General features: G+C 68.5%; 28 protein-coding genes and 1 tRNA gene. 14 read left to right on the forward strand and 15 right to left on the reverse strand.

The features are described 5' to 3' along the window. Positions 1–37: 37 nt before the first annotated feature. On the reverse strand, positions 38–1,297 hold the full coding sequence (locus tag ACLQ7T_RS00375) for a DUF6035 family protein (protein WP_219895941.1): 1,260 nt from the start codon (positions 1,295–1,297) through the stop codon (positions 38–40). 313 nt (positions 1,298–1,610) lie between these two features. Here ACLQ7T_RS00375 and ACLQ7T_RS00380 point away from each other — a divergent pair, with 313 nt between their 5' ends. Then, the gene (locus tag ACLQ7T_RS00380; RefSeq protein WP_420477613.1) at positions 1,611–2,456 is read left to right on the forward strand and encodes a ParB/RepB/Spo0J family partition protein; all 846 of its coding nucleotides are present in this window, start codon (positions 1,611–1,613) and stop codon (positions 2,454–2,456) included. Positions 2,457–2,650: 194 nt separating this feature from the next. After that, positions 2,651–2,950, forward strand: coding sequence for a DUF7662 domain-containing protein (locus ACLQ7T_RS00385; protein ID WP_420477614.1), 300 nt, complete (start codon positions 2,651–2,653; stop codon positions 2,948–2,950). Positions 2,951–3,017: 67 nt separating this feature from the next. On the opposite strand, the gene ACLQ7T_RS00390 is transcribed toward ACLQ7T_RS00385, so the two are convergent. The 7 genes from ACLQ7T_RS00390 to ACLQ7T_RS00420 all read right to left on the reverse strand — a co-directional run bounded on the left by ACLQ7T_RS00390 (position 3,018) and on the right by ACLQ7T_RS00420 (position 8,067). Then, complete coding sequence (locus ACLQ7T_RS00390; RefSeq protein ID WP_420477615.1) at positions 3,018–3,245, reverse strand: ammonium transporter family protein; 228 nt, start codon at positions 3,243–3,245, stop codon at positions 3,018–3,020. 10 nt (positions 3,246–3,255) lie between these two features. After that, positions 3,256–3,639 carry a copper resistance CopC family protein gene (locus ACLQ7T_RS00395; protein ID WP_420477616.1) on the reverse strand — a complete coding sequence of 128 codons (384 nt, stop codon included), beginning with the start codon at positions 3,637–3,639 and terminating at the stop codon, positions 3,256–3,258. Positions 3,640–3,656: 17 nt separating this feature from the next. Then, entirely contained in the window at positions 3,657–4,853 is a 1,197-nt protein-coding gene (locus tag ACLQ7T_RS00400) for a copper resistance protein B (protein WP_420477617.1), read from the reverse strand. Further along, a complete protein-coding gene (locus ACLQ7T_RS00405; RefSeq protein WP_420477618.1) occupies positions 4,850–6,652 on the reverse strand; it encodes a copper resistance system multicopper oxidase in 1,803 nt (600 codons plus the stop codon). Before ACLQ7T_RS00405 ends, ACLQ7T_RS00400 begins: the two co-directional genes overlap by 4 nt. Positions 6,653–6,778: 126 nt before the next feature. Then, positions 6,779–7,339 carry an RNA polymerase sigma factor gene (locus ACLQ7T_RS00410; protein WP_137721953.1) on the reverse strand — a complete coding sequence of 187 codons (561 nt, stop codon included), beginning with the start codon at positions 7,337–7,339 and terminating at the stop codon, positions 6,779–6,781. 9 nt (positions 7,340–7,348) lie between these two features. After that, positions 7,349–7,789 (reverse strand): Spy/CpxP family protein refolding chaperone, encoded by a 441-nt coding sequence (locus ACLQ7T_RS00415; protein ID WP_137721952.1) that lies wholly within the window; start codon positions 7,787–7,789, stop codon positions 7,349–7,351. After that, entirely contained in the window at positions 7,786–8,067 is a 282-nt protein-coding gene (locus ACLQ7T_RS00420; RefSeq protein WP_137721951.1) for a hypothetical protein, read from the reverse strand. Before ACLQ7T_RS00420 ends, ACLQ7T_RS00415 begins: the two co-directional genes overlap by 4 nt. Positions 8,068–8,195: 128 nt before the next feature. Here ACLQ7T_RS00420 and ACLQ7T_RS00425 point away from each other — a divergent pair, with 128 nt between their 5' ends. From ACLQ7T_RS00425 to ACLQ7T_RS00435, 3 genes are read left to right on the forward strand one after another with little or no spacing between them, the layout of a single operon-like run. Continuing rightward, on the forward strand, positions 8,196–9,347 hold the full coding sequence (locus ACLQ7T_RS00425; protein ID WP_420477619.1) for an acyltransferase family protein: 1,152 nt from the start codon (positions 8,196–8,198) through the stop codon (positions 9,345–9,347). Continuing rightward, positions 9,344–9,820, forward strand: a complete 477-nt coding sequence (locus ACLQ7T_RS00430; protein ID WP_420477620.1) for a DUF411 domain-containing protein — start codon at positions 9,344–9,346, stop codon at positions 9,818–9,820. Before ACLQ7T_RS00425 ends, ACLQ7T_RS00430 begins: the two co-directional genes overlap by 4 nt. 40 nt (positions 9,821–9,860) lie before the next feature. Next, positions 9,861–10,352, forward strand: coding sequence for a YybH family protein (locus tag ACLQ7T_RS00435; RefSeq protein ID WP_420477621.1), 492 nt, complete (start codon positions 9,861–9,863; stop codon positions 10,350–10,352). 171 nt (positions 10,353–10,523) lie between these two features. Here ACLQ7T_RS00435 and copD read toward each other — a convergent pair whose 3' ends face one another. The 5 genes from copD to ACLQ7T_RS00460 all read right to left on the reverse strand — a co-directional run bounded on the left by copD (position 10,524) and on the right by ACLQ7T_RS00460 (position 13,552). Further along, positions 10,524–11,438, reverse strand: a complete 915-nt coding sequence (copD, locus tag ACLQ7T_RS00440) for a copper homeostasis membrane protein CopD (RefSeq protein ID WP_420477622.1) — start codon at positions 11,436–11,438, stop codon at positions 10,524–10,526. A gap of 4 nt (positions 11,439–11,442) precedes the next feature. Continuing rightward, complete coding sequence (gene copC, locus ACLQ7T_RS00445; RefSeq protein ID WP_137721947.1) at positions 11,443–11,805, reverse strand: copper homeostasis periplasmic binding protein CopC; 363 nt, start codon at positions 11,803–11,805, stop codon at positions 11,443–11,445. A 199-nt stretch (positions 11,806–12,004) separates the two neighbouring features. Beyond that, positions 12,005–12,451, reverse strand: a complete 447-nt coding sequence (locus tag ACLQ7T_RS00450) for a DUF305 domain-containing protein (protein ID WP_137721946.1) — start codon at positions 12,449–12,451, stop codon at positions 12,005–12,007. A 95-nt stretch (positions 12,452–12,546) separates the two neighbouring features. Next, positions 12,547–12,990 (reverse strand): DUF305 domain-containing protein, encoded by a 444-nt coding sequence (locus ACLQ7T_RS00455; protein ID WP_137721945.1) that lies wholly within the window; start codon positions 12,988–12,990, stop codon positions 12,547–12,549. 148 nt (positions 12,991–13,138) lie between these two features. Continuing rightward, positions 13,139–13,552, reverse strand: coding sequence for a MerR family transcriptional regulator (locus tag ACLQ7T_RS00460; protein WP_420477623.1), 414 nt, complete (start codon positions 13,550–13,552; stop codon positions 13,139–13,141). Positions 13,553–13,620: 68 nt separating this feature from the next. Between ACLQ7T_RS00460 and ACLQ7T_RS00465 the strand changes: the two genes are divergently transcribed. The 5 genes from ACLQ7T_RS00465 to argC all read left to right on the forward strand — a co-directional run bounded on the left by ACLQ7T_RS00465 (position 13,621) and on the right by argC (position 20,665). Beyond that, positions 13,621–14,385 carry a glutaredoxin family protein gene (locus tag ACLQ7T_RS00465; protein WP_137721943.1) on the forward strand — a complete coding sequence of 255 codons (765 nt, stop codon included), beginning with the start codon at positions 13,621–13,623 and terminating at the stop codon, positions 14,383–14,385. A 328-nt stretch (positions 14,386–14,713) separates the two neighbouring features. Beyond that, positions 14,714–15,646: an AEC family transporter gene (locus ACLQ7T_RS00470; RefSeq protein WP_420477624.1), complete on the forward strand. Its 933-nt coding sequence runs from the start codon at positions 14,714–14,716 to the stop codon at positions 15,644–15,646. A 294-nt stretch (positions 15,647–15,940) separates the two neighbouring features. Beyond that, positions 15,941–17,155, forward strand: coding sequence for a patatin-like phospholipase family protein (locus ACLQ7T_RS00475; RefSeq protein ID WP_420477625.1), 1,215 nt, complete (start codon positions 15,941–15,943; stop codon positions 17,153–17,155). 73 nt (positions 17,156–17,228) lie between these two features. After that, positions 17,229–19,631 carry an ATP-binding protein gene (locus ACLQ7T_RS00480; RefSeq protein ID WP_420477626.1) on the forward strand — a complete coding sequence of 801 codons (2,403 nt, stop codon included), beginning with the start codon at positions 17,229–17,231 and terminating at the stop codon, positions 19,629–19,631. A 101-nt stretch (positions 19,632–19,732) separates the two neighbouring features. Next, on the forward strand, positions 19,733–20,665 hold the full coding sequence (argC, locus tag ACLQ7T_RS00485) for an N-acetyl-gamma-glutamyl-phosphate reductase (protein ID WP_420477627.1): 933 nt from the start codon (positions 19,733–19,735) through the stop codon (positions 20,663–20,665). A gap of 21 nt (positions 20,666–20,686) precedes the next feature. On the opposite strand, the gene ACLQ7T_RS00490 is transcribed toward argC, so the two are convergent. Next, the gene (locus tag ACLQ7T_RS00490; RefSeq protein WP_420477628.1) at positions 20,687–21,067 is read right to left on the reverse strand and encodes a hypothetical protein; all 381 of its coding nucleotides are present in this window, start codon (positions 21,065–21,067) and stop codon (positions 20,687–20,689) included. Next, positions 21,064–23,037, reverse strand: coding sequence for a class I poly(R)-hydroxyalkanoic acid synthase (phaC, locus tag ACLQ7T_RS00495; protein WP_420477629.1), 1,974 nt, complete (start codon positions 23,035–23,037; stop codon positions 21,064–21,066). Before phaC ends, ACLQ7T_RS00490 begins: the two co-directional genes overlap by 4 nt. Before the next feature lie 75 nt (positions 23,038–23,112). Between phaC and ACLQ7T_RS00500 the strand changes: the two genes are divergently transcribed. From ACLQ7T_RS00500 to ACLQ7T_RS00515, 4 genes are all read left to right on the forward strand, one after another. After that, positions 23,113–23,568, forward strand: coding sequence for a hypothetical protein (locus ACLQ7T_RS00500; RefSeq protein WP_420477630.1), 456 nt, complete (start codon positions 23,113–23,115; stop codon positions 23,566–23,568). A 57-nt stretch (positions 23,569–23,625) separates the two neighbouring features. After that, positions 23,626–24,585: a class II fructose-bisphosphatase gene (glpX, locus tag ACLQ7T_RS00505; RefSeq protein WP_420477631.1), complete on the forward strand. Its 960-nt coding sequence runs from the start codon at positions 23,626–23,628 to the stop codon at positions 24,583–24,585. After that, on the forward strand, positions 24,585–26,390 hold the full coding sequence (gene recJ, locus ACLQ7T_RS00510) for a single-stranded-DNA-specific exonuclease RecJ (RefSeq protein WP_420477632.1): 1,806 nt from the start codon (positions 24,585–24,587) through the stop codon (positions 26,388–26,390). Before glpX ends, recJ begins: the two co-directional genes overlap by 1 nt. A 93-nt stretch (positions 26,391–26,483) precedes the next feature. Continuing rightward, positions 26,484–26,558, forward strand: a tRNA-Glu gene (locus ACLQ7T_RS00515). Positions 26,559–26,757: the final 199 nt, after the last annotated feature.

The raw sequence follows: 26,757 nt of genomic DNA on the forward strand, positions 1-26,757 counted from the left end.
GCGCGGTTGGCGCCGCCGCGCGCGCCGGAACCGGTCGTCAGGCCGCCGAGCGCATGAGAATATCAGGGAACAGTGCGTGGACGATGCGGCCCTCCACGGAGCCTTGGGTGATCTGGGGAGAGGTGAGGGAGGCCCGGAGCTTGCGCGCGACGCTCGGCTTCTGCAGAGCCGCCAACTGATCGGTCGCTCCGGCCACACGCCGGATCAGCCCCGCGAACTTGTGGCGCTCCTCGCTGTTGCTGAAGAAGGTGTTGAGCATCTCGACCAGGTTGCTCTGCTTGGTCGCCACAGGCTGCCGCAGCTCCAGCGACAGGATCAGGCTGACGAGCACCGGGATCTGCAGGGTGTCGAGGTCGCGGGGCTCCACCCCCGTGAGGGCGACGCGTTCCACCAGCTCCTGCAGCAGGTCCTGCCGGGCCTGCCACGGAAGGTGCCCTTCCACGACGGCCTCTCGCCATCGACGCAGATAGTCGACGTTCCAGGGCGCGACGGCGTAGGGCAAGCCTGAGGCGGGCCATTGCAGATCAGACAGGGCGAAGATCGCGGACCGCCAGTCGCGCCCGTCCTCCCAATGGCAGCGCACGAGGAAGCGGCCTTCCTCGCGCGATTGGGCCAGGACCTGTTCATCGAGTGAGAACAGGTTCTTGTTGTGCGAATAGAAAATGTCGAGGAACGCCGTCAAAAGCAGCCGGCGAGGAACGGGCTGGAACTTCCACGTCAGCCAGACCAAGTGGTAACCCTCTCGCCCGTAGAAATGCTCTCGACTGTCGATGATCGGCAGTTGCGTGCTTGAGAGCTGGATCTCCAGCGCCAGGCTTCGGCCGTTGTTGATCGCCCGTACGTCGGGCCGTCGGTGGCCGGTCTCGCCTCTCAGATACTCGTCGATATGGATTGAGCCGGCCTCCGTCGCCGGATCGATGGCGAGAATCTCCCCGACCTGATGTTTGAGCCAGCTGTGGAGAGGGCTCTCCTGCGCGCCCTGAAACTGCGCGGCGCTGCGCTGATCGACCGTGGCGGGGTCCCCTGTCCACCAGGGGCAGGTCGTCGGCGCACCCTTGTGGTGACGCCAGTAGGGCAGGCGGGTGCGCGCTTCCTTTGGCGCATAGACGCCGTGGCCGCATTGCTCGCAGACATAGGCGGCCGCCCCTTCGCGGCGGGCGGCCGCAGCGTTGCGGCGGATCTTCTGGTAGCGGTCGGGATCAATGGCGAGAAGCTGGTCGCTGGTGATGGTCGCGCCGGTCGACAGGTCGGTGACCCGTTCCAACGTCCTTTGCGGCTTCCTGACCGTTGCGACCATGTCCTCTCCGTGTTCCCAGTATGTTCACTGCGTGATTCCGCGCAAGGGCGATCGGATCGTCATCGGTCGGAAGCGCTAGGGGCTCCGCCCCCGCGCGGGCCAGGGTGAAGCGGCTACGCCGCCGGACCGGCCGGTCTCCCCGACCTTCCGCGCCGGCGAAGGCGCGATCCTCGGAATAACGGGCAGGCTTGTGCAGGTCGGGCGATCCCCCTCCGGCCGGTCCGCCCTGGCCCTTGCTACCCCGGTCTCGCCGACGGGCAGGGTTTCAGGCGCGCAGTTCGCGTGCCTGCAACCCTTGCCCAAGGAGGCAGACATGACTGCTCAATCCATCGAAACCGCCGCGACCGAAGCGACCGCGCCGCAGCACGGCTCGGAGATCACCGTGCCGCTCAACCGGCTCAAGGCCTCGCCGAAGAATGCGAGGAAGACCCCGCACAGCCCGGCGACCATCGAGGCCTTCGCGGCCTCCATCAAGGCCAAGGGGGTGTTGCAGCCGCCCGTGGTCGAGATCGAGCGGGACGGGGAGGGCGCGCCCACCGGAAACTACCTCGTCACCATCGGCGAAGGGCGCCGTCAGGGGCTGCGGCTGCTGGCCAAGCGCAAGGCCATCAAGCGGACCCATCCGGTGCGGGTCATCGTGGACGCCGAGAACGACGCCCACGAGATCAGCCTCGACGAAAACATGACCCGTGAGGCCATGCACCCCGCCGACCAGTTCGAGGCCTTCCAGCGGCTCGCCGCCGAGAAGGGCTACGGACCCGAAGAGATCGGCGCCCGGTTCGGAGTGTCGGCCCATGTGGTGCGCCAGCGGCTGCGGCTCGGGTCGGCGGCGCCGGAGTTGATGACGGCCTATCGGGAGGGGACGCTGGCGCTCGACCAACTGACCGCCTTCTGCGTCAGCGAGGACCGCGAGCGGCAACGGCAGGTGCTGGAGCAGATCGGGCCGCACACCCCGGCCTACGCCATCCGCCGCGCCATGACCGAGGCCAAGGTCCGCGTCGATGACCGGCGCGTCCGCTTCGTCGGCGTGGAGGCCTACGAGGCCGAGGGGGGCGGGGTGCTGCGCGATCTTGAGAAGGCCTGCTCCAAACTCCGGGTCCGGACCCGGATCGAAGCGGTCGCCTCGGCGGTCCGGCAAGGTCTGATCGACCCGGGATGAGGGGAGGGGGCGGGCCAGGAACTTCTGTGATGAAGCCCGGCGTTTCGCCGCCGATCGCCGCCGACGCTCGCGCGTCCCCTGGCTCTCGATCGGCGCCTATCGTTCCCGGAACCCGCCGCCGGCGAGTCTAGATCGGCCAGCCCGAGCGCGCCAGCCGGGCTTGACCCCCAGCAGCGGTGGAGCAAGACACCCGGATGGCTAAATACGCACCGCTCGCAGCCTTTCTCCGACGTCAGAAGGGCGCCGAGGTGGACCTGTCCTTCCGGGACATCGAGCGGATCGTCGGCGGCATTTTGCCCAAGGCGGCGTCGCTGGAGGACTGGTGGCGCGTGGATGCGGCGAAAGCGCCCATGCCCCAGCATCTCGCCTTCGCCGACGCGGGCTTCGTCGCCGAACCGCGAACGCGGGCCGAGACCGTCCGTTTCGTCCGAGTTGCGGGAGGCGGAGTGACAGGGAGCGGGGCGCGGCTCAGCGCGGCGAAGACCGAGATTTGACGCCTGTCCGCTCCCGGCAGGCCTTCGATCAGTTGGAGCGCCTGCAGGAGCGGTTCAGATCGGCCGGTCAGTTATGGTCGGCGTGACCCTGGGGAGCCGGAGCATCCGAGGGCGCCGGCGCAGGCGGCGCCGGTTCGGCGGGGGGCGGAGTATCGGACTTCATCTTGTCGCAGCAGCTCATGGCGGCGTCAGCGGCCATGTCCTTGCAGCAGTCGCAGCCTTCGGCGGCCAAGGCTGCACCAGCGCTCAGGGTCAGGATCGCGCCGACGGCGGCCAGCAGGTTGGAAACTCGCATCGTCGTTCTCCTAGTGAACCATGAAGCTGACAGAGCCGGACATCCTGTGGCCGTCCGGCCCTTCAGCGGTCCAGGCGGCCGTGTAGGTGCCCGGCGCGAGACGCGGCAAGGCCACGCTGACGGTCGCGGCGGCGGGCGCGGCGGGCGCGCTTACGACGACAGGAGGCTGCCCCTCGGCAGTGAGGGTTACGGTCTTCAGGACCATCGCATGCGGAAACGAGACGCTGAAGCGTTCGGGCGAGCCGGAGATCATGGCGCCGTCCGCCGGCACAGTCGTGATGCCGGACTGGGAGGTCGCGGCCTGGGCCGGCATGGCGTGACCGGCGTGCGGGTCCTGGGCCGCGGCGGAGCCAGCGAACGCCAAGGCGGCGGAGAGCGTGAGGATGCGGATCATGGAAGGTCTCCTTTGAACTAGAACCAGGCCTTGAGGCCGACAACGAGGCGGGTGTCGTCAGCCTCGCCGCCGCGGGCCTTGATGTAGTCGGCAGTGTCGCCGAACGAACGGCTCCACTCGACGCCGACATAGGGGGCGAACTCCTTGCGGAACTCGTAGCGCAGACGCAGGCCCGCCTCGACCGAGGACAAGCCCGAGCCGATCTCCAGCTCCGGAACGTCGCCGGCGGAGGCGTCGATTTCGAGGCGCGGTTGAAGAATCCACCGCTGGGTGATGCGTTGGTCGTATTCGGCCTCGACGCGGGCCGTCAGATCGCCCTCGGTGGAGAGGAAGGCGGCCGCGTCGATCTCCCACCAATAGGGCGCGAGCCCCTGCAGGCCGAGGACCAGGTGCGTCGTATCCTCGCCGTCGGGCCGGTAATCCTGGCGCACGCCGGCCTGCAGATCCCAGAACGGCGCTATCGCGCGGCTGTAGAGCGCCTGGACCTCTGCTCCCTCCAGCTCGCCGCCAAATTCGCCTTCGCCTTCAGACTTCCACCAGAAGCGATTGATGTCTCCGCCGCTCCAGCCCTGGACGTCCCAGAGATACGACTCGCCGTCATCGCCGAAGCCGGCTTCGAGACGGTCGATGATGACGGCGGTGGTGCGGACGTCCCCGTTTTCGCGAACCAGGGTCTGACGGGCGGCGGCCATCGCCTCGGCGCCGAAGACCAGGTCGGCGGCGTGCGCGGGACCGCTAAGGGCGGCGGCTGAGAGCGGGTCCTCGGGAGGGCGGCCGGGAGTGTCGGCGCTGGTCGGCACGTCCGGCGGTCCCATGCTCATGGTCGACATATCATGCCCGGCATGAGGGTCGGCCTGGGCGGAGGGCATGGCGGACATATCGTGGCCCGCGTGCGGATCGGCCTGCGCCGTCGGCGCCATTCTCGACATATCGTGACCCGCATGCGGATCAACGACCGGGGGCTCAGCCGGCATCTGGTGGCTGGCGTGAGGGTCGGCCGCTGGCGGCGTTGGCGCGGGCGGCATGACATGACCGGCGTGCGGGTCTTGCGCCGGCGGCGGGGTGGACGTCTGAGGCCGGACGGCCGGAGCGGGCGTGGCTCGCGGCGGCGCGGTCGCCGGCGTGACATGGCCCGCGTGCGGATCCTGCGCCTGGGCGGTGACGGCGCTGGCGGCGAGGATCAGCGGCGCGAGGGCGACGGCGAGGCGGTTCATGACGCGACTCCGTCCATGGGCCGGACCGTGACGACGTTGAACATGCCGGCGTGCATGTGCATCAGCATGTGGCAGTGGAAGGCCCAGTCGCCGGGCGCGTCGGCGGTCAGGTCGAAGGTCACCTTGCCGCCGGGCGCGACGTTGACCGTGTGCTTCAGCGGCTGATGTCCCGGCGGACCGCCGGTCACCAATTCGAAGAAGTGCCCGTGCAGGTGGATGGGGTGGGCCATCATGGTGTCGTTGACCAGGGTCACGCGCACCCGCTCATTCCGCTCGAAGCGGATCGGCTCGACCAGTTCGCTGAACTTGCGGCCGTCGAAGCCCCACATGAACCGCTCCATGTTCCCGGTCAGGTGGATTTCCATGGTTCGGGACGGCGGGCGCTGGTCCTTGTTCGGCTGCAGCGACACCAGGTCGGTGTAGACAAGAACGCGGTGGTTGACGTTGGTCAGGCCGATCGGCCGCTCGCCGAGGCGGTTGGCGGGATCCATGGCGATCGCGTCGACGCCCACGCCGACCGCCATGTCCGGGGGCGCGTTCTCGGGATCTCGCATGTTCATTCCGGCCATGGACATTCCGCCCATCTCGCCCGCTGGCGCCGCGCCTTGGGCCGGGGCGCCGTGGTCCATGCCGGCCATCGCGCCATGGTCCATGCCGGCCATGCTTCCATGGTCCATGCCGCCCATGCCCATGTCTCGCATGGTCAGGTTCGGCACCTCTCGCAGGGGCGGGACTTCGGCCGTCATTCCGAGGCGGGGGGCCAAGGTCGCGCGGCCCATGCCGGACCGGTCGATCGCTTCGGACACGATGGTGTAGGCGCGATCTTCGGTCGGCCGGACGATAACGTCGTAGGTTTCGGCGACCGAGATCTGAAACTCGTCCGTCTCGACGGGGCGGACGTTCTCGCCGTCGGCCTGCACAACGGTCATCGGCAAGCCGGGGATGCGGACGTTGAAGATCGACATGGCCGAGGCGTTGATGATGCGCAGCCGCACCCGCTCGCCCGGCCGGAACAGGCCGGTCCAATTCTCCTGCGGGCCGTGGCCGTTGATCAGATAGGTATAGGTCGAGCCGTTGACGTCCAGGATGTCGCGCGGGTCCATCCGCATCTCGCCCCACATGCGCCGCTCCTCCAGGCTCATGCGGTCGCTGCCGTCCATGAGGCCGGCCAAGGTGGTGCGCTGCTGATTGAAATAGCCGGGGCTCTTTTTCAGCTTCTCCAGGATCTCGTGCGGGTGCATGAAGCTCCAGTCCGACAGGACCAGCACATGCTCGCGGTCGTAGCCGACGGGATCGGCGCCCGCCGGATCGATGACGATCGGGCCGTAGTGGCCCATCGCCTCCTGGAGGTTGGAATGGCTGTGGTACCAGAAGGTGCCTGACTGCTTGATCGGGAACTCATAGACGAAGGTTTCCCGCGGCTTGATGCCCGGAAAGCTGATGCCCGGGACGCCGTCCATCTGAAATGGCAGCAACAGGCCGTGCCAGTGGATCGAGGTGTCCTCATCCAGGCCGTTGGTCACGGACAGTCGCACGTTCTGTCCCTCGCGCAGGCGCAGCAAGGGCGCCGGAAGCACCCCGTTGATCGTCACGGCATGACCGGTCCGGCCTCCGACCGTGAAAGGCGAGTGACCGACCGTCAGGTCGATGTTGGGCCCGCTCAGCGCCGGCAAGTCCGCTCTTAGCCCCGCCGATCCGGTCTGCGCCCACGCCGGCAGAAGTCCCTGCAGGCCAAGCAGCCCGCCGCCAACGGCGGCGCTCCTGAGAAGCATTCGGCGATCGAGATTTGGCATGGGCATAGGCGCGGGTCTTCCTCGAACGCGTGGCGGCTTCTGGTTGACATACGCACGTCGGCGCCAACGCCCTTGCGGCAGGTCGCCACACCTCGGAAATAATGCCCTTCGCCATCGGTCGAGATTGTGAGGTCAAGCGCCGTCAGGAACGGCCATGTCCTCGGCAAGTCGCTTGCGGGCGCGGGCGATCCGCGTCTCCACGGCCTTGGTCGTGACGCCCAGGATCGTCGCGATTTCGCCGTGCGAGCGACCTTCGAGCGTGGCGAGCAGGAGAGGGGCCTTGAGGCCGTCAGGCAGGCGGGTCAGCGCGCTACGCAGCGCCTCGGCGCGACGGCGATCGTCCAGTCGGGTTTCGGGAGACGGCGCTTCTATCCGAACCGCTGACGCTTCGGGGGCGTCGAGGCCCATCACGCCGCGCACGACCCGACGCACCGCACGCCGACGGCTCCAGTCCCGGCATTTGTTGAGGGCGATCGACCGGAGCCACACGTCGAATGGGCGAGCCGGATCGTACCGCCGCAGGGCAAGCCAGGCGGCCGTGTACGTTTCCTGGAGCAGGTCATGCGCCTCCGCTTCGTCGCCGACATAGCGCCTAACGAACCTGTAGAGATCGCCCTTGGTCGCCGCCATCAAGGCGCTGAAGGCGCCCCTGTCCCCGCCCGCCGCGCGCGCTTCAATGCTGTCGCCCTCCACGCGCCGCGCCTAGCCGGCGTCGGCACGCAGGGCGTCCACCACCGCGGCGTCGAAGACCTCGGCCTGCGCCGGGGTGAGCACCGACCGCATCTCGAAGACGTGGGCGATGGTCGCCTTCTGCAGATCGCCCATGGCCACGTGGAAGTGATCCACCGCCGCCTGCACCTGGGGCGTGTTCCCGTCGCTTGCGGCGATGGCGGCGGCGAGCTCGCGGTTGGCGGCTCGCACCTCCGCTTCCAGCCCGGGGCGACGCGCGGCGAAGCGCGCTTCGATCGCGTCCAGACGACCATCCTGTTCGGCGCTCAGGTTCAACTGCTCATGGACGACGCTATGCAGGCTCGGCGGCTGACGCTCGCGCATGACCCAGGTTGCGCTCACCCAGGTCGCCGCGCCGCTGGCGAGCGCCGCCAGCACGGCTGTCAGGGCGATCGATTTCCAGCGCGCTCTCATCCCCGGGCATCCAGTGGACCAAGCGGCGACAGGCCCGCCGAGACGGTGAAGATGCGTAGCTCAGAGGGCTCAGGCCTGGGCGACGCCAGGAGGAGTAATCCACCGTTGGCCACGCCGAGCACGAGCGCCAGCCCCACGGCGGCGACCCGGACCTGTCCCATTGACGCCGATTCCCGGCGCATGGCGATCCGTGCCCAGACAACCTCTTCCAGGCCGTCCAGCCGCCCCGCGTCGTCAGGCCCCTCCGCCGCTATCAGTCGTTCGATCTCATCAGTCATTGCGTACCTGCGTCACGCCCCCTTTGCCATACGCGCCAAATCGTCCGGCCCCTTGCGAGGGGACGAGAGGTCCGCCGCGTAGATACCAGAGAACGTCCGGGAGGACCCGCTCGTGTCGGGGAGGCGCTGTGAGCGAAAGGACAGATCCGGCCGCGGGTCCGTTTCCGGATCGGCTCGATCCGCTGACGGGGGTGAGGTTCTTCCTCGCGCTCGGCGTGGTCCTGTTTCACTATCAGTTGCAATGGACGCTGCCGGAAGGCGCAGCCGGACTGTTGAATCGGGCCCGTCTCGGGGTCGATATCTTCTTCATCCTGTCGGGGTTCATCCTCACCCATGTCTACCTGCAGGGTGATCAGCCGGTGAACTTCAGGCGGTTCCTCGCAGCGCGGTTCGCGCGCATCTACCCGGCGCACCTGTTCATCCTGTTGGCGATGCTGTTGCTCGTGCTCGCCGCGCCGGTGTTGGGCATCGGCCTGGAGCCCGGGCGGTTCAATCCTGCGGATTTTCTGGCCACTCTCTTTTTGGTTCAGGCCTGGTTCCCGCGAGACGGGATGGTCCTATGGAACGGTCCCGCCTGGTCGCTGTCGGCCGAATGGTTCGTCTATCTCGCCTTTCCGGCCTACGCTGCGGTCGCCCTGCGATTTCGACACAGGCCATGGATGCTCGTGGCGGCGGCGACAGGCCTGTTCATCTTGCTGGATGCGATCTACCGGCAGTTGTTCGGCTCGGTTCTGCCCCGGGCGGAGGACAATATGGGCGTCTTGCGCATCATTCCGGAGTTCCTGCTCGGGATTGGCCTCTACTATCTCGGAGCGCGCTGGGCGCCGTCCCCGCGGACCGCGATCGCGGGCGCCGTCGCAGCCACCGTGGTGCTCTTGCTCGCCATGCAGGTCGGGGCCGACGATCGCCTTATCGTCGCCGCGGCGGGACCCTTTGTTCTCGCCTTGGCGCTGCTCGCCAAGGCGGGTGTCAGGACCTTCCTGTCGCACCCGATCACAATCTTCGCCGGTGAGGCCTCGTTCGCCCTCTACCTCGTGCATATTCCGATCCTGATGGTCTGGCGCAATACCGTCCAGACTCTCGGGGGCTGGCCGGGCGACTATCGGATGGGGCTTCCGGAACTGGCGGCCATGCTGGCGGTCACCCTCGCCGCGGCGGCCGCCATCTATGCCTTGGTCGAGCGACCGAGCCGCCAGTGGCTGAGACGGCGGACCTTCGGTCAGACGCCGGATGCCGAAGCCAGACGCACCGTTCACAGCGATCAAGGAGAGCCCTTTTGACCACCGCCCGCCTCCACCGAAGGCTTTTTCTGGGCGCCGCCGTCAGCGTCGCCCTGACCGGAACCGCCTGCGCCCAGAGCCGGTCGACGAGAAACCTCACGGTCTTCAAGACGCCGACCTGTGCGTGCTGCGACGCCTGGATCACGCACATGCGGCAGGCCGGCTTCACCACCAGCATCACCGTTCTGCCGAGCCTGCAGTCCGTCCGCAGCAGTCGGGGACTTCCGGACAACCTGGCCTCCTGCCACACCGGATTGATCGATGGCTATGTCGTAGAGGGCCATGTCCCGGCGGGGGACGTGATAAGGCTGCTTGCCGAGCGGCCGACGGCGCTCGGCCTCGCGGTGCCGGCCATGCCTCTCGGTTCGCCCGGCATGGAGACACCGCAGGGAGACAAGGATCCATACGACACGCTGCTGGTGCTTCGCTCCGGCGAGACCCGGGTGTTCGCTCGTCACAACCCGCCGACCTGACCTGACCCTGTCTCACCTGATTCATAAGCCGGAGCCCATCATGTCCCCCAAACCTCTCGTTCTCGCCCTCTCTCTCGCCGTCCTGTCGGTGACGCCCGCCGTCGCGCAGGACCATTCCCACGGCCATGCCCAGACCGCGGGGTCGATCAGCGCGGAAGCGACGGACGCGGCCACGACCGTCGATGCCTTCCATGCCGCGCTCAAGGCCGGCGACACCTCCGCCGCCCTGTCGCTTCTGGCCCCCGACGTCATGATCTTTGAAGAGGGCGGAGCGGAGCGCTCGCGCGAGGAATACGCCTCCCACCATCTTGCGTCGGACGCCGCCTTCGCGGCCGCGTCGGAGGCTACCGTAAGCCGCAGATCGGGCTGGGCAGACGGCGATGTGGCGTGGATCACCAGCGAAGGCCGCACCACCGGTCAGTTCAACGGACGAGCCGTGGACCGTCTGACAACGGAAACCATGGTGCTCAAGCGCCACGCCGATGGCTGGCGCATCCATCACATTCACTGGTCGTCGCGCGCTCCGCGGTAGTCGGCCTCTCCGGTCTGAACGCCTCAGTGCGAAAGCGCGTGGCGTTCAGACCGTATATGTTCGCTTAAGCCGGGATCCGGGACGCCCGAGGGTCGGACGTGACAAGCTCTCTCGGAGAAGGGCGCCGCGACCGCAGCGGCGCTCCGCTCCGCGGGTCCCTTGATCGTCAGATCACGTCGCGACCGGCGGAGGGAGGGTGCCCATAAGCGCGACGACGGCGAGGACGACGAGCCCGAGAGCCGTCTCCGTGACGATACTGCGCCGCAGCCGTCGAACCGCCGAGATCGATTGTCCCGTGTGCTCCAGCTCCAGACGCAGGGAGGGTGTCAGGCGGAAACGGTTGTCCGCCGCCAGGCCCAGCATCAGCATGAAGAGCGCCAGCTTGGCGATCAGAAGCTGTCCGTAAAGGCTTTCGCCAAGGTTCCAGATACGCTCCGGACCGATGAGGAACCAGCTGTTCGCGAGACCGGTGGCCACGAGCAGGGCTACGGCGAGCGTGCCGAGGCCCGAGAACCCATACAGGGCGCGGTGGAGGATTTCGTCGTCGACCCCCGGGCGGCGCCGCAACAGGATCGTCAGCGCCACCAGAGCGCCAAGCCAAAGGGCAGCACCGACGGAATGGACGATGTCAGAGGCGAGGTGGACCAGGCCCTCGGAGCCTTCTGTCGCCGCGCCGTGGCCTGTCCAAGCGAAGCTCGCGACCACGATGAGCCCGAGGCCTAGCGAGAGGCTCCAGGCCGTCTTGCCCGGTCTCAAGGCCAGGACCGCGACGACGGCCGCGAGGGCGAGGGCGGCTCGGGCGACCATGGCCTTCCCCAAGGCCGTGCCGGTGACCATGAAAGACAGCGACGCAGGCTTGGTGGCTTCCGCCAGCGAGCCCGCCATGACCGCTGTCTGTGCAAGTAGCGCCAGGAGCGCGCTCGCGACGACCACCAAACCTGACCCTATCAGGAGCCCTCGCGACCAAGTGAGATCAACGCCGTCGGCGGGCCTGAAGGTGTAGAGCAGGAACAACGGCGTCCCGAGAAGGACGACGGCCCCGGCGTACTGGAGCCACCGGAGCGCGACGACCGCGATCTCGAGCACGGCGTCAGCGCACCGTGAAGGTGTACGAGCCGGTCATGCGGTGACCGTCGCTCGAGGCGATGCGCCAGTCGATGCGATAGGCGCCGGCAGTCAGCGGTCGCGTCAGAGTCCCGGTCAGGGTCTTGCCGTCTTCAGCGACCGAAGTGCGGATCGCGAGCTTCTCGCCGGCCGAGTTGACCACGTCGAAACCGGAGAACGCAGGCACAGAGCGCTCGCTGAAGGTCAAGGTCAGCGTGCGGGTCGCACCGACTGTGGCGTTCGGCGCGGGCGTGGCGCTGACAAGACGAGCGTGAGCTGCTGCAGGTCCTGCGGCGAGGACGACCGCGGCCGCCAGGGCGACATAGGGAACGGGGTTAAACGCACGCATACTGGGTCTCCTGGCGATTGGCCGGTCCGGCTTTCGACTAGTCTACGCGGCGCGTCGACTTTCCCCTCGTCAACGGCGGCCGACGCTGGCCGACCTCACGCCTTGAAACCGACGACAACACTGGGGCGGCGTGGGAAGCCTCGTCGAACGGGAATGGCGAGTTGGCGGGGCCAGCGGACGCGTCCCGCCGGAAAGGCCGTCAAAGCCGATCCTGAATGGCCTGCATCTGTCGGATCTCGCGCTTCTGGGCCTCGACGATCTCTGCGCACAGCGCGACCAGTTCCGGGTCGCTCAGCTTGGCCTTGCCGCACATCAGGATCGCGCCGGAGTGGTGGGGGATCATTCCTCGAATGAGTTCCTTGTCGCCGATCGCCGCCTGGGTGCGCATGGCGTAGAAGCTGCCCGCGAAGATGACCACCGAGGCCAGCCCAATGGCGAGGTTGAGCCGATTGTTCGGGTACATCTCGCGCATCAGAACCAGCATGAGGACAGCCATCGGCGCGACCATCATCAGCGTCATGTAGAGATTGTTCAGATTGAAGTTGAAGTGATCAAGCGTCGCGATCATCGTGAACATCACCAAATACATGATGATGAAGTGGACGATGAGTTCAATCGCGAGGTTGCGATAGCTCTTGTCGTGCATGAGGGACTCCCGCCGGCGGACAGACGCCGACGATCGACGCCGTTCAAAAGCAGATACGCGCGGGCGGACCAGTCCCCGCGCGCAATCGTGCCGCATCAGGCTCCGGGCTGGACCGAACCCGAAGCGGGGGTTGCTGCGGCGGACCGATGTTGCGCGACCCACTGCTCCAGTGCCGTAATCTCCTGGCGCTGCATCGTAATCGTCTTTTCGGCCATCTCGCGGAGCGCAGCGTCCGGGTTTTCGCGCATCAGGACCTCCGACATGGCGATGGCGCCCCGGTGGTGCTCGATCATCTTCAGGGCATAGGTCTCCTGCGGGTCCGCGCCGTGCGCCTGCATCATGGCCTGATGCATCTGCTGTTCGGAGGCGGAATAGGGCGTCTCGGGCCCCGCCATCGGCTGGACCGCCGGAGCGCTGTGTTCGGCCGCCGACCCCGAGTCGGCCGTCGCGGTTTTATCGGCCTGTCCCGCAGGATTGCACGCGGTCAGGAGCACTGACAGGGCGGCGGTGGCCAGACCGGCGTTCAGCTTGATCGACATCTTCGTTCTCCGGAAGTGATGATCAACGAACAGTTCTGGAAACGGGACGTTCCGGTCCTCCCGCTTCGCGGCTACGCAGTCGGGTTGTTTTTCCCAGGCGGGACGGCTGCCAACCCTCTCACCCCGTTCGCCAAGACAGGGCAGGATTTCAAACCTCTTCACCCTGAAAGGCCGAAATGATCGGACACGGTCCGCTGTCGTTCGCCGCGCAAGCGCTCGCCAGTCGGCGCAACGCCGCTCTCGCCCCCTCAAGATCGGAGATGGTTCGATCCAGCGCCTCCAGCCTCTCCGCGGCCAACGCACGGGCGCGCGTGCGATCTTCGCCAGCGTCGAGCGATAACAACTCTTTGATCTGCTCGAGGGTGAAGCCCGCCGTCTGTGCGGAGCGAATGAACCTCAGCTGGCGCACGTCCTCCTCGCCATAGCGTCGAACGCCCGCGCCGGCGCCATCACGCGACCATTTGTCGGGCGTCGAAAGCAATCCGCGACGCTGATAAAAGCGGACAGTCTCCACCCCGACGCCGCCGTCTCGCGCCAACCCTGCGATCGTCCGAACGTTCATGCTTGACTCCGTATCTAGGTACGGAACTTAAGAGCTGCAGCTCGGATTTGAAGATCAAGGAGCCTGCAATGACCAAGACCGCTGTCATCTATCGGATGGTGATGCCTGACCACACCTGTCCGTGGGGGCTCAAGGCCCGGCATCTGCTCAAGAGCCGGGGCTACAAGGTCGAGGACCACTGGCTCACCACTCGCGAGCAGACCGACGCCTTCAAGGCCGAGCACGGCGTCAAGACCACGCCTCAGGTCTTCATCGACGGCCAGCGTGTCGGCGGCCACGACGACCTGCGCCGCTATCTCGGTCTCAAGGTCCGCGATCCCAAGGCGACCACCTACACGCCGGTCCTCGTCGTCTTCCTGACCACGGCCGTGATGGCGACGATGCTCAGCCTGACGATTTTTGGCACGCCGTTCACCGTGCGGGCAGGGGAGTGGTTTATCGCCCTCTCGATGATGGCCCTGGCCATGCTGAAGCTCCAGAACATCGAGAGCTTCTCATCCATGTTCCTGAACTACGACCTGCTGGCCAAGCGGTGGGTGCCGTACGGCAAGGTCTATCCGTTCGCCGAGTTCGGGGCAGGCGCGTTGATGGTCGCGGGCGTCCTGACCTGGTTATCGGTCCCGGTGGCCCTGTTCATCGGCGGCATTGGCGCGGCCTCGGTCTTCAAGGCCGTCTACATCGACAAGCGCGAACTGAAATGCGCCTGCGTCGGTGGAGACAGCAATGTGCCGCTTGGCTTCCTATCCCTGACCGAGAACCTGATGATGATCGCCATGGCGATCTGGATGCTGGTTATGGACTACGCTCTGCCGGCGTCAGCGATGGCGATGTAGGTTCTGCTCATGCTAGTCTAGCGGCGGCAAGTGAATGCGCAAGAATCGATCGTTAATTCGAATTTGAGATTGTCAATACGTCTCGAAAGATTGCGCGATCACGCGGTTTTTACATCGGTCTATTTATCCAATGTTTTCAAAACCAAACCGAACAGTCGGGCGGCGAGCCGGTGTTAAAGTAGACGAGCCGCGAAAAAACCAACTAATTCATAATTTTGTCCAGCTTAGAGCAATCGAGTGGGAGTAATCCCGACCGGGACGGCTGACGGGCGGCGCCGGGGCGTTTAAGAGGGGCTCTCCCCGAACGCCCTGTCCCGTAGTCTTCACCGTGTCCGTCGCCCTGATCGTTCTGCCGGTGTTCGCCCTGATCCTGGCGGGCTTCATCGCCCGTCGGTGCGGCGCGCTGGGACCCGCCGCGACGGGCGAGCTGAACCGGTTCGTGGTCAATCTGGCCCTGCCGGCCCTGCTGTTCGACATCGTCGCGGGGGCGCAGTGGAGCGATATCTGGCGGCCCGGCTTCATCGGCGCGTTCGGCCTGGGCGCGGCGGCGGTTTTCGCGGCGACGGTGATGGTGCGGATGGCCGGACGGAGGGGCATGGCCGACGCCTCGGTGGACGGCCTGAACGCGGCCTACGCCAACACCGGCTTCCTGGGCTTTCCGTTGGCGCTGGCGGCGCTGGGATCGGGCATGCTGGCGCCGACCCTGATCGCCACCCTGATCACCGTCTGCGTCCTGTTCGCCGTGGCCATCGTGCTGATCGAGATCAGCCTGCAGGCCGAGCGGAGTCCCGCGGCGGCGGCGCGCAAGGTCGCGCTGTCGCTGGCCCGCAATCCGCTGGTCGTCGCCCCGGCCCTCGGGGCGGTCTTCCTCGCGGCCGGATGGGCGGAGCCGACGCCCCTGCATGCCTTTCTCCAGCTGCTGGGCGGCGCCGCGGCGCCGTGCGCCCTGGTGACCCTTGGACTGTTCCTGGCGGAGAGGACGGACGGGCCGAAGCCGGCCGTTGGAGACATCGCCCTGCTGACCGGGCTGAAGCTGCTGGCCCAGCCGCTGCTGACCTGGGGGCTGGCGGTGTTCGTCTTCCGGCTGGCCCCGGCCGAGACGCACGGGGCGGTGCTGCTGGCCCTGCTGCCCACCGGCACCGGGGCTTTCATGCTGGCCCAGCGGTACGGCCGGGAGGCGGCGCTGACCTCGCGGGTGGTCCTGGTCTCGACAATCCTGTCGGTGCCGCTGATCATCGGCTGGTTGAGCTGGATCGGTTGAGCCGCGCGGTTTGATCCTGATCAAGGCGGAGCCGGCGCGGGTGGCGCACAGGACGGGCCACAGAGGAGCCCGTCATGCCCGAATCCGCCATCCCCGTCATCGCCGCCATCGTCGGCCTGTTCTCTCTCTTCATGATCGTCGTCGGCGGCGTCTCCGTCTGGAGCAACCTGCCCGGGAAGCGCTGATCCCGACACGCCTTTGTCGCTTCGGCGCGGTGGCGGGAAACAACCTGCGCTGTTAGGGGTTCTGGTCCGCGAACCCGGTCAGATCGGCCGGATGCGGCTGGAGAGGACCATGGCGCGACGGTCGGGACTTCAGGGGTGGCGGCGTCTCGGCGCGGTGCTGATGCTGGCGTCGGGCCTGTCGGCCTGCGGCACCCTTTCGCGGATCGATCCGCTGCCGGTGCGGGAGCTGGACGCCTCGGTCTCGCCGACGCGGGATCCGCGCATCCGTCCCGGCGACCAGGTCCGTTCGCACGAGGTCATCGCCCTGTTCACCCGCAGGCTGGCGCGTCACGAGGGGACGGGCGCGGTCCTGGCCCTGTCGGGCGGCGGGGCCAACGGGGCCTTCGGCGCCGGCGTCCTGGTCGGCTGGAGCGAGGCCGGCGACCGGCCGTCGTTCGACATCGTCACCGGCATCAGCACCGGCGCCCTGACCGCGCCGTTCGCCTTCCTGGGCCCGGAATGGGACGACGCCCTGCGCGCCGCCTACACCGGCGGCGAGGCCTCCAGCATCCTGAGCCCGCGGGCGCTCGCCGGACTGGTGCATCCGAGCCTGTACAGCGCCGGGCCGCTTCGCCGTCTGGTCGACCAGAACGTCACGCCGGAGTTGCTGCGCGCCATCGCCGCCGAACACGCGAAGGGACGGCGGCTGCTGGTGGTGACCACCAATCTCGACACCCAGGAATCGGTCGTCTGGGACATGGGGCAACTGGCCAGCCAAGGCGATGAGCAGGCGCTGCTGCTGTTCCGCGAGGTGCTGGTGGCCTCGGCCAGCATTCCCGGCGTCTTTCCGCCGGTAATGATCTCGGGCCTGCAGGGTGACCAGATCGTCGAGGAGATGCATGTCGACGGCGGCGTGAACATGCCCTTCCTCGGCGTTCCGGAAGACATCCTCGCCGCCGGGGAGCGCGTGCCGGGCGCGGATCGCGCCTCGCTCTACGTTCTGATCAACGGCCAGACGGGCCGCACGCCGGGCGTGGTGCGCGGCAGCCTGCCGGCCATCCTGACCCGGACCTACGAGAGCATGAGCAAGGCCTCGACCCGGACCCATCTGGCCGCCAACGCCGCCTTCGCGGCCCGCAACGGCGCGTCCCTCCATGTGGCCTCCATTCCGGCGGACGCGGACGCCTCGGCGCTGAATTTCGAGCACGACTCGATGGTGCGGGTGTTCGAGATGGGCCGGACCCGCGCGCTGGCGCAGGAGGCATGGGTGACCCCGGACGCCGAGCTGGCGGCGCAGCCTCCGGTCGTGGCGCTGGAGGGGCCGCAAACCCCTGACGGGAATTGAGATGCGGCTGTGTCGCTAACCAAACGTAAGCCTTGATCCCATAGGACTTTTCGGCAGTAGCCGGAGAGTTCTCATGGACGAAGCCCAACGTCTCGCCACCGTGCGCTCCCTGCGGGCGATCGGGGCGCCGCCTGGAGCGGCGATCGACGGCGCGGTGCGGCTCGCGGCCCATCTGTTCGACTGTCCGGTCGCCCTGGTCACCCTGATCGAGGACGACATCCAGTGGTTCAAGGCGAGCGTCGGCGTCGAGGGGTGTTCGAACGCCCGCGAGGCCTCGTTCTGCGCCCACGCCCTGGACCTGCCGGCCGACGCCGTGATGGTGGTCGAGGATGCGACCCGCGATCCCCGCTTCGTGGACAATCCGGAAGTGACCGGGGGGATGAAGGTCCGCTTCTACGCGGGCGCTTTGCTGACCGCCTCGGACGGGGCCGGTCTGGGCACGCTGTGCGTGATCGACACCAAGGCCCGCCCGGCGCCGGATGCGGCGCAGCTGGACCGGTTGCGCGATCTGGCCCGACTGGTGGTGGCCGATCTCGAACGGACCCGGGCCGAACGTCTGCAGCGCGAGAACGAGTACATGCTGGCCATGGTCGAAAGCCTGTCGGGCGTCGGCCACTGGCGGGCGGACATGCGCGATCAGAAGGTCGTGTGGTCGGACGAGGTCTACGCCATTCACGGGGTGACGCGCGACACCTTCAGCCCCGACTTCGAGAGTGCGGTGGCCTTCTACACCGAGGCGGATCGGGAGGCGCTGTCGGCGCATCTGGCGCGCACGATGGACGGCGAGGGGCCCTTCTCCTTCGAACTCAACATTGATCGCGCGGACGGGGTCCGGCGCCGGGTCGTGTCGAAGGGGGCCGCGGAGCGGACGGCGGACGGCGAGTCCATCGCCCTGTTCGGGGTGTTCCAGGACGTGACCGAGCAACGCGAGGCCCTTGCGGTGCTGGAGCGCAGCCGCGGGCGTTACAAGCTGCTGGCCGACCACGCCGCCGACGTCATCGCGCGCGTCCAGCTGGACGGCTCGTCCAACTATATTTCCCCGGCGGTCGAGCGGCTGCTGGGCTGGACGCCGGTCGAGATGTCGGGGCAGCGGGCCTGGTCCTTCGTCCATCCCGACGACCAGGGCCGCCTGAGGGACATCTTCGCGGAGATGGGGCAGGGGCGCGACGCGGCGACGCTGGAGCATCGCCTGCTGCATCGCGACGGCCGGGCGATCTGGGCCGAGACCCGGATGCGGCTGCTGCGCGACGAGCGGGGGCAGCCGGTCGAGACCGTCGTGGTCATCCGCGACATCACGCGTCGCAAGGCGCTGGAGAGCCAGCTGGAGACCGCGCGGGCCGAGGCCGAGGCGGCGGCGGCGGTGAAGTCGGACTTCCTGGCCAATATGAGCCACGAACTGCGCACCCCCCTGACCAGCATCATCGGCTTTACCGGCCTGGCCCTGGAGCAGGCGCTGCCGGAGACGGCGCGCGGCTATATCGGGCGCGTCGACAACGCCGGGCGGGCCCTGCTGTGCACGGTCAACGACATCCTCGACTTCTCCAAGCTGGAAGCCGGTCAGGTGGCGATCCGTCCGCAGCCCATGGACATGGCGGCGCTGGCGTCGGCGACGCTGGAGCTGTTCACGCCCCAGGCCGGCGCGCGGGATCTGACCCTGACGCTGGACATGGCGGAAACCCTGCCGGCCCTGATCGTCGCCGATCCGGACCGGCTGCGGAAGATCATGCTCAACCTGGTGAGCAACGCCGTGAAGTTCACCGCCCGGGGCGAGGTGCGGCTGTCGGTCGGGTGGGCGCCGGAGACCGGTCGCCTGCGCGTCGAAGTCCGGGACACCGGGGCCGGGATTCCGGCGGAGAAGCTGGGGCGGCTGTTCCGGCGGTTCTCGCAGGTGGACGGCGTCCAGAACCGCGCAGTCGGCGGCACCGGCCTAGGGCTGGCGATCTGCAAGGGCCTCGCCGAGGCCATGGACGGCGCCATCGGCGCGGACAGCGTCGAGGGGCGGGGCAGCGTCTTCTGGTTCGAGGTTCCCGCGCCGGAGGCCCAGCCGACGGAGGCCGGGGCGGCCGGGGCGATGGCGGTCTCGGGCCTGACCGGCGTGCGGGTTCTGGTCGCGGACGATCATCCGGCCAACCGGGAGCTGGCGCGCGCCTTCCTGGGCGGTCTGGGCGCGGTGATCGACGAGGCGGTGGACGGTCTCGCCGCGGTCGAGCAGGCCGGCCTCGCGGCCTATGACGTGATCCTGATGGACATGCGGATGCCCGGGCAGGACGGGCGGGAGGCGCTGCGGGCCATCCGGAGCGGCGACGGCCCGAACCGGGACACCCCGATCCTGGCCTATACCGCCGATGCGGGGGAGGGGCTGGAGGCGGACCTGCGCGCGCAGGGGTTCTGCGGCGCGGTGGCCAAGCCGGTCGCCGCCGAGGCGCTGATCCGGGCGGTGGCCGAGGCCCTGCACGCGGCCGACCTCGCCGCCTGACGGGCGGGGTGCGGAAAGACTGGCGTCCGCGGGAAACCGGCCCTATGTGCGGGACCCCGCCGGCGCGATGAAGGGTGTCCGGGGCGGATCGGAGCGTCAGCGTGACCCACACCATCTTCATCGACGGCGAAGCCGGAACCACGGGGCTGGAGATCCGCGAGCGTCTGGAGGCGCGCGCCGATCTGGACCTGCTGCTTCTGGGCGCCCGCCGGCGCGATGTCGAGGCGCGGCGCGAGGCGCTGAACAGCGCCGATGCGGTGATCCTGTGCCTGCCGGACGACGCGGCCCGGGAAGCCGTGAGCCTGATCGAGAACCCGAAGGTGCGGGTGATCGACGCCTCGACCGCCTATCGTGTCGATCCGGACTGGACCTACGGCTTCGCCGAGATGGCGCCGGACCAGCGGGAGAAGATCGCGAACGCCACCCGGGTGTCGAACCCCGGCTGCTATCCGACCGGCTTCATCGGCCTGGTGCGGCCGCTGGTGTCGGCCGGGATCATTCCGGCGGGCCTGCCGGTGACGGTCAATGCGGTCAGCGGCTACTCCGGCGGCGGCAAGGCCATGATCGCCGAGTTCGAAAGCGGCGAGGCCGAGGCCTATCGCGCCTACGGCCTGACGCTGAAGCACAAACATGTGCCGGAAATGACCCTGCACACCGGGCTGGAGCGCAAGGTGCTGTTCGCCCCGGCGGTGGGGTCGTACCGGCAGGGCATGCTGGTGGAGGTTCCGCTGCACCTTTCGGTGCTGCCGGGCTCGCCGTCCGTCGAGGTGGTGCACGGGGCCCTGGTCGAGGCCTATGCGGGCCAGCGGTTCGTCGAGGTGGCCTCGCTGGAGGAGACCGAAGCCATGACCGGGATCGATCCGGAAGGCCTGAACGGCACCAACCGGCTGCGCCTGCATGTGTTCGGGGACCGGGGCGGGGAACAGGTGCGTCTGGTGGCCCTGCTGGACAACCTCGGCAAGGGGGCGTCGGGCGCGGCGGTGCAGAACCTGAACCTGATGCTCGGCCTGGACGAGGGCGCGGGGCTGCGCTGAGCCCCGACGCCTGGGGCTGGATCACGGCCGGGCGCGGGCCTTGAGCGCGGATTCGACGGTCGCGCCGAACCAGATGGCGGCGACCAGCACCAGCAATCCATAATCCTGACCCGGCCAGAACAGCGGGATCGTCGCCGCCAGGATGATGGCGGCCGGGAAGAGGGCGGCCCAGAACAGGGTCGCCGGGCTGTCCGCGTGGATCAGCGGCGGGCGCGGCGTGATCTTCATCAGCCTGAGCAGGACCGGGTTGAGCAGGACGAAACCGCCGGTGCAGATCACCACCAGCAGGATGTTGCGCAGGTCCTGTCCCGGCGCGCCGAAGACGTGGATCGTCAGCAGGACCAGCACAAGGGCGCAGGCGGTGGAGACGGCCAGCAGCAGATTGGGTTCGAAACGCTTCAAGACTTTACTTTCACATAGCTGCCGGGGGCCGGTTCGACCGGCTTGAGTTTGCCGCCGGCGGGGTCGCGGGCCGGGACCTGCGGCCCCGATTTGTCATGCAGCCAGGCCGCCCAGTGGCTCCACCAGCTGCCGGGGTGCTCCTCGGCGCCCGCCTGCCATTCGGCGAGGGTGGCGGGCAGGGCGGGGTTGATCCAGTGCTGGTATTTGTTCGCCGAGGGCGGATTGACCACCCCGGCGATGTGGCCGGAACCGGCGAGGGTCAGGGTCACGTCGGCGTTGGAGAAGGCGCGGGCCGAGCGGTAGACCGAGTTCATCGGCGCGATGTGGTCCTCGCGGCTGGCCTGGAAATAGAGGGGAATGGTCACCTTCGACAGGTCGACGGTCAGGCCGCCGATCCGGAAATCCCCGCCGGTCAGGGCGTTGCGGCCGTACATGGAGCGCAGATAGTCCATGTGCAGGGCCTTGGGCATGCGGGTCTGGTCGGCGTTCCAGAACAGCAGGTCGAAGGCGGGCGGCGCCTTGCCCATCAGATAGTTGGACACGAAGAACGACCAGATCAGGTCGTTGGCGCGGAGCGCATTGAAGGTCTCGGCCATGGCGGCGCCGGGCAGGACGCCCCCGGCGGCGTCCATCTGCTGCTCGATCTCGGCCAGCCAGTGCTCGTCGGTGAACAGCAGCAGGTCGCCGGCTTCGGCGAAGTCATGCTGGGCGGCGAAGAAGGTGTTGGCCGAGACGCGGTCGTCGCCCTTTTCGGCCATATGGGCCAGGGCCGCGCCCATCAGGGTGCCGCCGATGCAGTAGCCGACCGTGTTGACGTGTTCGGCGCCGGTCTGCTCCAGCACCTTTTCGACGGCGCGATAGACGCCCTTTTCCAGATAGTCGTCGAAGCCCCAGGCGGCCTTGTCGACATCCGGATTGACCCAGGAGCAGACGAAGACGGTGAAGCCCTGGGCCGAGAGCCAGCGGATCATCGAGTTCTGCGGCTGCAGATCCAGGATGTAGAATTTGTTGATCCAGGGCGGGAAGATCAGCAGCGGGATCGCGTGCTGCGTCGGGGTGGCCGGGTCGTACTGGAGCAGCTCGAACAGCTCGTCGCGCCAGACCACCTGACCCGGGGCGGTGGCGACGTTCACCCCGACCTCGAAGCCGCCGTCGTCGGCCTGGCGGATCTTCAGCTTGCCGTGGCCGCGTTCCATGTCGGCGGCGAAATTTTGCATGCCGCGCACCAGCGACTCGCCGTTCGACTCGGCCAGGGCCTTCAGGGCGACCGGGTTGGAGGCGAGGAAGTTCGACGGCGAGAAGGCGTCGGTCAGCAGCCTGGTGAAGAACTCCGCCCGGCGCCGGGTGCGCGGATCGACGTCGTCGGCCGAGGCGACCAGCCCGTTCATCCAGTCGGCGGTGACCAGATAGGACTGGCGCATGATGTCGAACATCGGGTTCTCGGACCAGGCGGGGTCCTTGAAGCGCTTGTCCTTCACGGCGGCGGCCGGGACGTCCTCGCCGGCGGCGCGGCGTGCCGTGGTCGCCCACAGATCCATGTAGCGATTGAACAGATCGGCCTGGGCGCTGAACAGGCGGTCGGGGCGCGCGGCCAGGCTGGACATGACCGAGGTCATGGCCGGGCCGACGTTGAAGGGATCGGGCGACAGGGCGGCCGGACGGTCGGCCTGGCTGAGCGCGGCCTCGGCGATGGCCGTCTGGGCGGTCATGGCCGCCTTGGCCAGATTCAGGGACAGGGTCTCGAGCATCTCGCGCTGGTCGGCGCCGAAAGCGGAGGTTTCGGTCTCGGGGGCGCTCTCCGGTTGCGGGGCCGACTCAGGCGCGGCGTCCGGAGCGGGGGCGGCGGCTTTCGTCTTCGCCGCGCGGGGCCGAGGGGGCTTGGCGGAGGTGGGACGACCCGCACGGCGCGGGGGGCGGGCCGGCTCCGGGACGGGAGCCTCGGTCGGCGGGACGGTGGGGCGTCGGGCCATGCTGCGGGTCCTGCTGCGCGTCATTATTGGACGGAAGGACTCGCGCCGCCCTTCCGCCTGTCACGATCATGGCATATGACCGCCGGTGAAATGAACGCGCTGTTCCGGAAAAATGCTGCGTTGTGCGTCGTCCTGGCGGGCGCGGGCCTGTTGTCCGCCTGCGGGACCGCCTTTTCGCCGAAGGGCGATCTGAGTTCGCCGCTCGCGCCGCAGGTGCAGGCCCTGGTGGACGCCAACCGCGTCTATCCCCGCTGGGAGGACTTCCCCAAGGCGGAGCCCGTCCCCGAGCCGGTGCAGATCGCGGTCCAGGTGAATACGCTTCGGGTCTCCGGCGGGGCGCTGGCCGGCGAGGCCGCGCGAATCGACTGGCAGACGACCGGCGACCCGGCGAGCTTCGCCGCGGACGTGCAGGCGCGTGTGGCGGCCACCCCGGTGGCGCCGGAGAGCGCCGAAACCCTGGCCGAGATCGAGGCCCGGATGCAGGCCGCGCGTGAGCGGGGCCGGGCCCCGCCGCCGATCAACCGCCGCTAACCCATCCAGACTCGCCCGGGCGACAGAATCCGGGGACCACGCTCACGGAGACCGCCCATGGCCGACACGGCCCCCTACGCCTCGACCCTCGCTGCTGACGCCGCGCGCGTCACCGAACTGGCCGCCATCGCCAGCTACGCCCAGATCGGCCGCGGCGACGAGAAGAAGGCCGACCAGCTGGCCGTCGACGCCATGCGCACGGCGCTGAACGCCCTGGATATCGACGGCAAGATCGTCATCGGCGAGGGCGAGCGCGACGAGGCCCCGATGCTGTACATCGGCGAGAAGGTCGGCACCGGGAAGGGCCCGGCCATCGACATCGCCCTGGATCCGCTGGAAGGCACCACCCTGACGGCCAAGGCCATGGCCAACGCCCTGTGCGTGCTGTCGATGTCGCCGGGCGGCGGCATGCTGCACGCGCCCGACACCTATATGGACAAGATCGCGGTCGGCCCCGGCTATCCCGCCGGCACCGTCGATCTGGACTTCAGCCCCCAGGACAACGTCCGCAACCTGGCGAAGGCCAAGGGCGTCCCGGCGAGCGAGATCACCGTCTGCGTCATGGACCGTCCGCGCCATGCCGAGCTGATCGCGGCGCTGCGCGAGGTCGGCGCCAAGGTGGTGCTGATCACCGACGGCGACGTGGCGGGCGTGATCCACACCGCCGAGCCGGAGACCGGCATCGACCTGTATCTGGGTCAGGGCGGCGCGCCGGAAGGCGTGCTGGCGGCCTCGGCGCTGAAATGCGTCGGCGGCTTCTTCCAGGGCCGTCTGGTGTTCCGCAACGACGATGAGCGCGAGCGCGCCCGGCGCACCGGCGTGACCGATTTCGACCGCAAATACGACCTGCACGAGCTGGTCTCGAAGGACGCCATCTTCGCCGCCACCGGCGTGACCAAGGGCGCCATGCTGGACGGCGTCCAGTTCCGCGACGGCTTCGTCACCACCCATACGCTGGTGATGGATTCCTCCACCCGCACCGTGCAGCGCATCCGCACGACGCGCCCGGTCGCCTGATGGCGGACGGCGGGAGCCCGGAGACCGCCTTTCTGGGCGTCTCCCGCTCGCTGTCCGGCCGGGTCTGGCGGCAGAGGCCGGCGGACCCGGGCGTCACCCGCGCCCATATCCAGGCGCTGGGGCTGGACGAACCGCTGGCCCGCGCGCTTGCGGCGCGGGGCGTGCGCGCCGATCAGGGGCAGGACTTCCTGACCCCGACGCTGAAGGCCCTGTTCCCGGATCCGTCCAGCTTCACCGACATGGACGCGGCGGCGACCGCCATCCTCGACGCCCTGCAGGCCGGATCATCGATCCATGTCTTCGCCGACTACGACGTGGACGGCGCCTCGAGCGCGGCCCTGCTGGTGCGCTGGTTCCGCGCCATGGGCGCCGAGCTGCCCATCTATGTCCCCGACCGGATCACCGAGGGCTACGGCCCCAGCGCGAAGGCCTTCGACACCCTGAAGGCCTCGGGGGCCGATCTGGTGGTCACCGTGGACTGCGGCGCGGCGGCCAATGAGGCGGTGGCCCACGCCGCGGCCATCGGACTGAAGGTCGTGGTGATCGATCACCACATGATGCGCGAGCAGCCGCCGACCTGTCTGGCGGTCGTCAATCCGAACCGGCCGGGCTGCAACTCCGGCCAGGGCAATCTGGCCGCCGCCGGCGTGGTTTTCGTCCTGCTGGCGGCGCTGAACCGCGAGGCGCGGGGCAGGGGGCTGTTCGCGGACCGGCCGCAGCCCGACATTCGCCAGTGGCTGGATCTGGCGGCCATGGGGGCGATCTGCGACGTGACCGGCCTGACCGGCTTCAACCGGGCGCTGACCAGTCTGGGACTGGGGGTGATGTCCGGCTGGAGCAATCCGGGGCTGAAGGCCCTGCTGGCCGCCGCGGGCGCCGAGGAAGGCCCGGCCAAGGTCAATCACGCGGGCTTCATCCTGGGGCCGCGCATCAATGCGGGCGGGCGCATCGGCAAGTCCGACCTGGGTGCGCGCCTGCTGTCCACGGACGATCCGGCCGAGGCGGCGGCGCTGGCCCGCGAGCTGGACGCCCTGAACATCGCCCGCCGCGAGGTTGAGAAGGCGGTCACCGACCAGGCCATCCGCCGCGTCGAGGCCTCGGGCGCCCATGAGGACGGCTCGGCGGTGGTGGTGATCGAGGGCGACGACTGGCACCCGGGCGTGGTCGGCATCGTCGCCGGCCGTCTGCGCGAGCGCTGGCGCAAGCCGGTGATCGTGATCGGCGTCGATGCGGTGAACGGCATCGGCAAGGGCTCGGGCCGCTCCCAGCCCGGCATGAACCTGGGCAAGGCGGTGCAGGCGGCGTGGGAGCAGGGCGTGCTGATCGCCGGGGGCGGCCACGCCATGGCCGCGGGCCTGACGGTGAAGGCCGACCGCATCGGCGAACTTCGCGCCTTCCTGAACGACCGGCTGTCCGGCGAACAGGCGGCGGCCGAGGCGCTGGACGCGGTCGAGATCGACGCCCTGATCGAGCCCCGCGCGGCGACCCGGCCCCTGTTCGAACAGTTCGAGGCCCTGGCCCCCTTCGGTCCGGCCAATCCCGAGCCCCTGTTCGCCATGGAACATGTCCAGGTGCGCGAGCCGGTGGCCATGAACGGCGGCCATGTGCGCTGCCGCCTGACCGGCCCGGACGGCGCCTCGGTCAAGGCCATCGCCTGGCGCTGCGCCGACCTGCCGACCGGTCAGGCCCTGCTGTCGGGCAGCGGCGGATTGAGCGTGGCGGGCCGTCTGAAGGCGGACGACTGGAACGGCCGCCGGGGCGTGCAGTTCGAAATCGAGGACGTCGCCGACCCGCGCATGGCCTGATCCCGCGGCCGCCGTAACGGCGATCTCACTTTTCTCGAAAAAGGCGTTGCAGCCTTCGGAGGCGTTGGCTATATCGCCGCTTCCCCGCGCAGCGGTCCCTTCGTCTATCGGTTAGGACGTCAGGTTTTCAACCTGAAAAGAGGGGTTCGATTCCCCTAGGGACTGCCACGCGGGGTCAGTCTTTTCAAAGACATGGCGGCCCGAAGGTCGCGCTCTTCCCCGAAAATCCGGATCTGCATCGCGCCCTGCGGCATTCGTCCGTCCGGGTCATGACCCGTGCGCCCCCGGGACGGCTGCGCCGGGGTGCGGAGACAAAGATAGGGGATTGGCCAACGGCGCCGCCCCGGCTATATCGCCGCTTCGCCCG

It is taken from the genome of Brevundimonas sediminis, assembly GCF_048799765.1.
GTDB lineage: Bacteria > Pseudomonadota > Alphaproteobacteria > Caulobacterales > Caulobacteraceae > Brevundimonas.

Excerpts from the sequence above, each read along its gene's own strand:
- ACLQ7T_RS00375 (WP_219895941.1), bottom strand. The coding sequence starts at position 1,297 with ATGGTCGCAACGGTCAGGAAGCCGCAAAGGACGTTGGAACGGGTCACC.
- ACLQ7T_RS00380 (WP_420477613.1), top strand. The coding sequence starts at position 1,611 with ATGACTGCTCAATCCATCGAAACCGCCGCGACCGAAGCGACCGCGCCG.
- ACLQ7T_RS00385 (WP_420477614.1), top strand. The coding sequence starts at position 2,651 with ATGGCTAAATACGCACCGCTCGCAGCCTTTCTCCGACGTCAGAAGGGC.
- ACLQ7T_RS00390 (WP_420477615.1), bottom strand. The coding sequence starts at position 3,245 with ATGCGAGTTTCCAACCTGCTGGCCGCCGTCGGCGCGATCCTGACCCTG.
- ACLQ7T_RS00395 (WP_420477616.1), bottom strand. The coding sequence starts at position 3,639 with ATGATCCGCATCCTCACGCTCTCCGCCGCCTTGGCGTTCGCTGGCTCC.
- ACLQ7T_RS00400 (WP_420477617.1), bottom strand. The coding sequence starts at position 4,853 with ATGAACCGCCTCGCCGTCGCCCTCGCGCCGCTGATCCTCGCCGCCAGC.
- ACLQ7T_RS00405 (WP_420477618.1), bottom strand. The coding sequence starts at position 6,652 with ATGCCCATGCCAAATCTCGATCGCCGAATGCTTCTCAGGAGCGCCGCC.
- ACLQ7T_RS00415 (WP_137721952.1), bottom strand. The coding sequence starts at position 7,789 with ATGAGAGCGCGCTGGAAATCGATCGCCCTGACAGCCGTGCTGGCGGCG.
- ACLQ7T_RS00420 (WP_137721951.1), bottom strand. The coding sequence starts at position 8,067 with ATGACTGATGAGATCGAACGACTGATAGCGGCGGAGGGGCCTGACGAC.
- ACLQ7T_RS00435 (WP_420477621.1), top strand. The coding sequence starts at position 9,861 with ATGTCCCCCAAACCTCTCGTTCTCGCCCTCTCTCTCGCCGTCCTGTCG.
- copC (WP_137721947.1), bottom strand. The coding sequence starts at position 11,805 with ATGCGTGCGTTTAACCCCGTTCCCTATGTCGCCCTGGCGGCCGCGGTC.
- ACLQ7T_RS00450 (WP_137721946.1), bottom strand. The coding sequence starts at position 12,451 with ATGCACGACAAGAGCTATCGCAACCTCGCGATTGAACTCATCGTCCAC.
- ACLQ7T_RS00455 (WP_137721945.1), bottom strand. The coding sequence starts at position 12,990 with ATGTCGATCAAGCTGAACGCCGGTCTGGCCACCGCCGCCCTGTCAGTG.
- ACLQ7T_RS00460 (WP_420477623.1), bottom strand. The coding sequence starts at position 13,552 with ATGAACGTTCGGACGATCGCAGGGTTGGCGCGAGACGGCGGCGTCGGG.
- ACLQ7T_RS00465 (WP_137721943.1), top strand. The coding sequence starts at position 13,621 with ATGACCAAGACCGCTGTCATCTATCGGATGGTGATGCCTGACCACACC.
- ACLQ7T_RS00475 (WP_420477625.1), top strand. The coding sequence starts at position 15,941 with ATGGCGCGACGGTCGGGACTTCAGGGGTGGCGGCGTCTCGGCGCGGTG.
- ACLQ7T_RS00480 (WP_420477626.1), top strand. The coding sequence starts at position 17,229 with ATGGACGAAGCCCAACGTCTCGCCACCGTGCGCTCCCTGCGGGCGATC.
- phaC (WP_420477629.1), bottom strand. The coding sequence starts at position 23,037 with ATGGCCCGACGCCCCACCGTCCCGCCGACCGAGGCTCCCGTCCCGGAG.
- ACLQ7T_RS00500 (WP_420477630.1), top strand. The coding sequence starts at position 23,113 with ATGACCGCCGGTGAAATGAACGCGCTGTTCCGGAAAAATGCTGCGTTG.
- glpX (WP_420477631.1), top strand. The coding sequence starts at position 23,626 with ATGGCCGACACGGCCCCCTACGCCTCGACCCTCGCTGCTGACGCCGCG.
- recJ (WP_420477632.1), top strand. The coding sequence starts at position 24,585 with ATGGCGGACGGCGGGAGCCCGGAGACCGCCTTTCTGGGCGTCTCCCGC.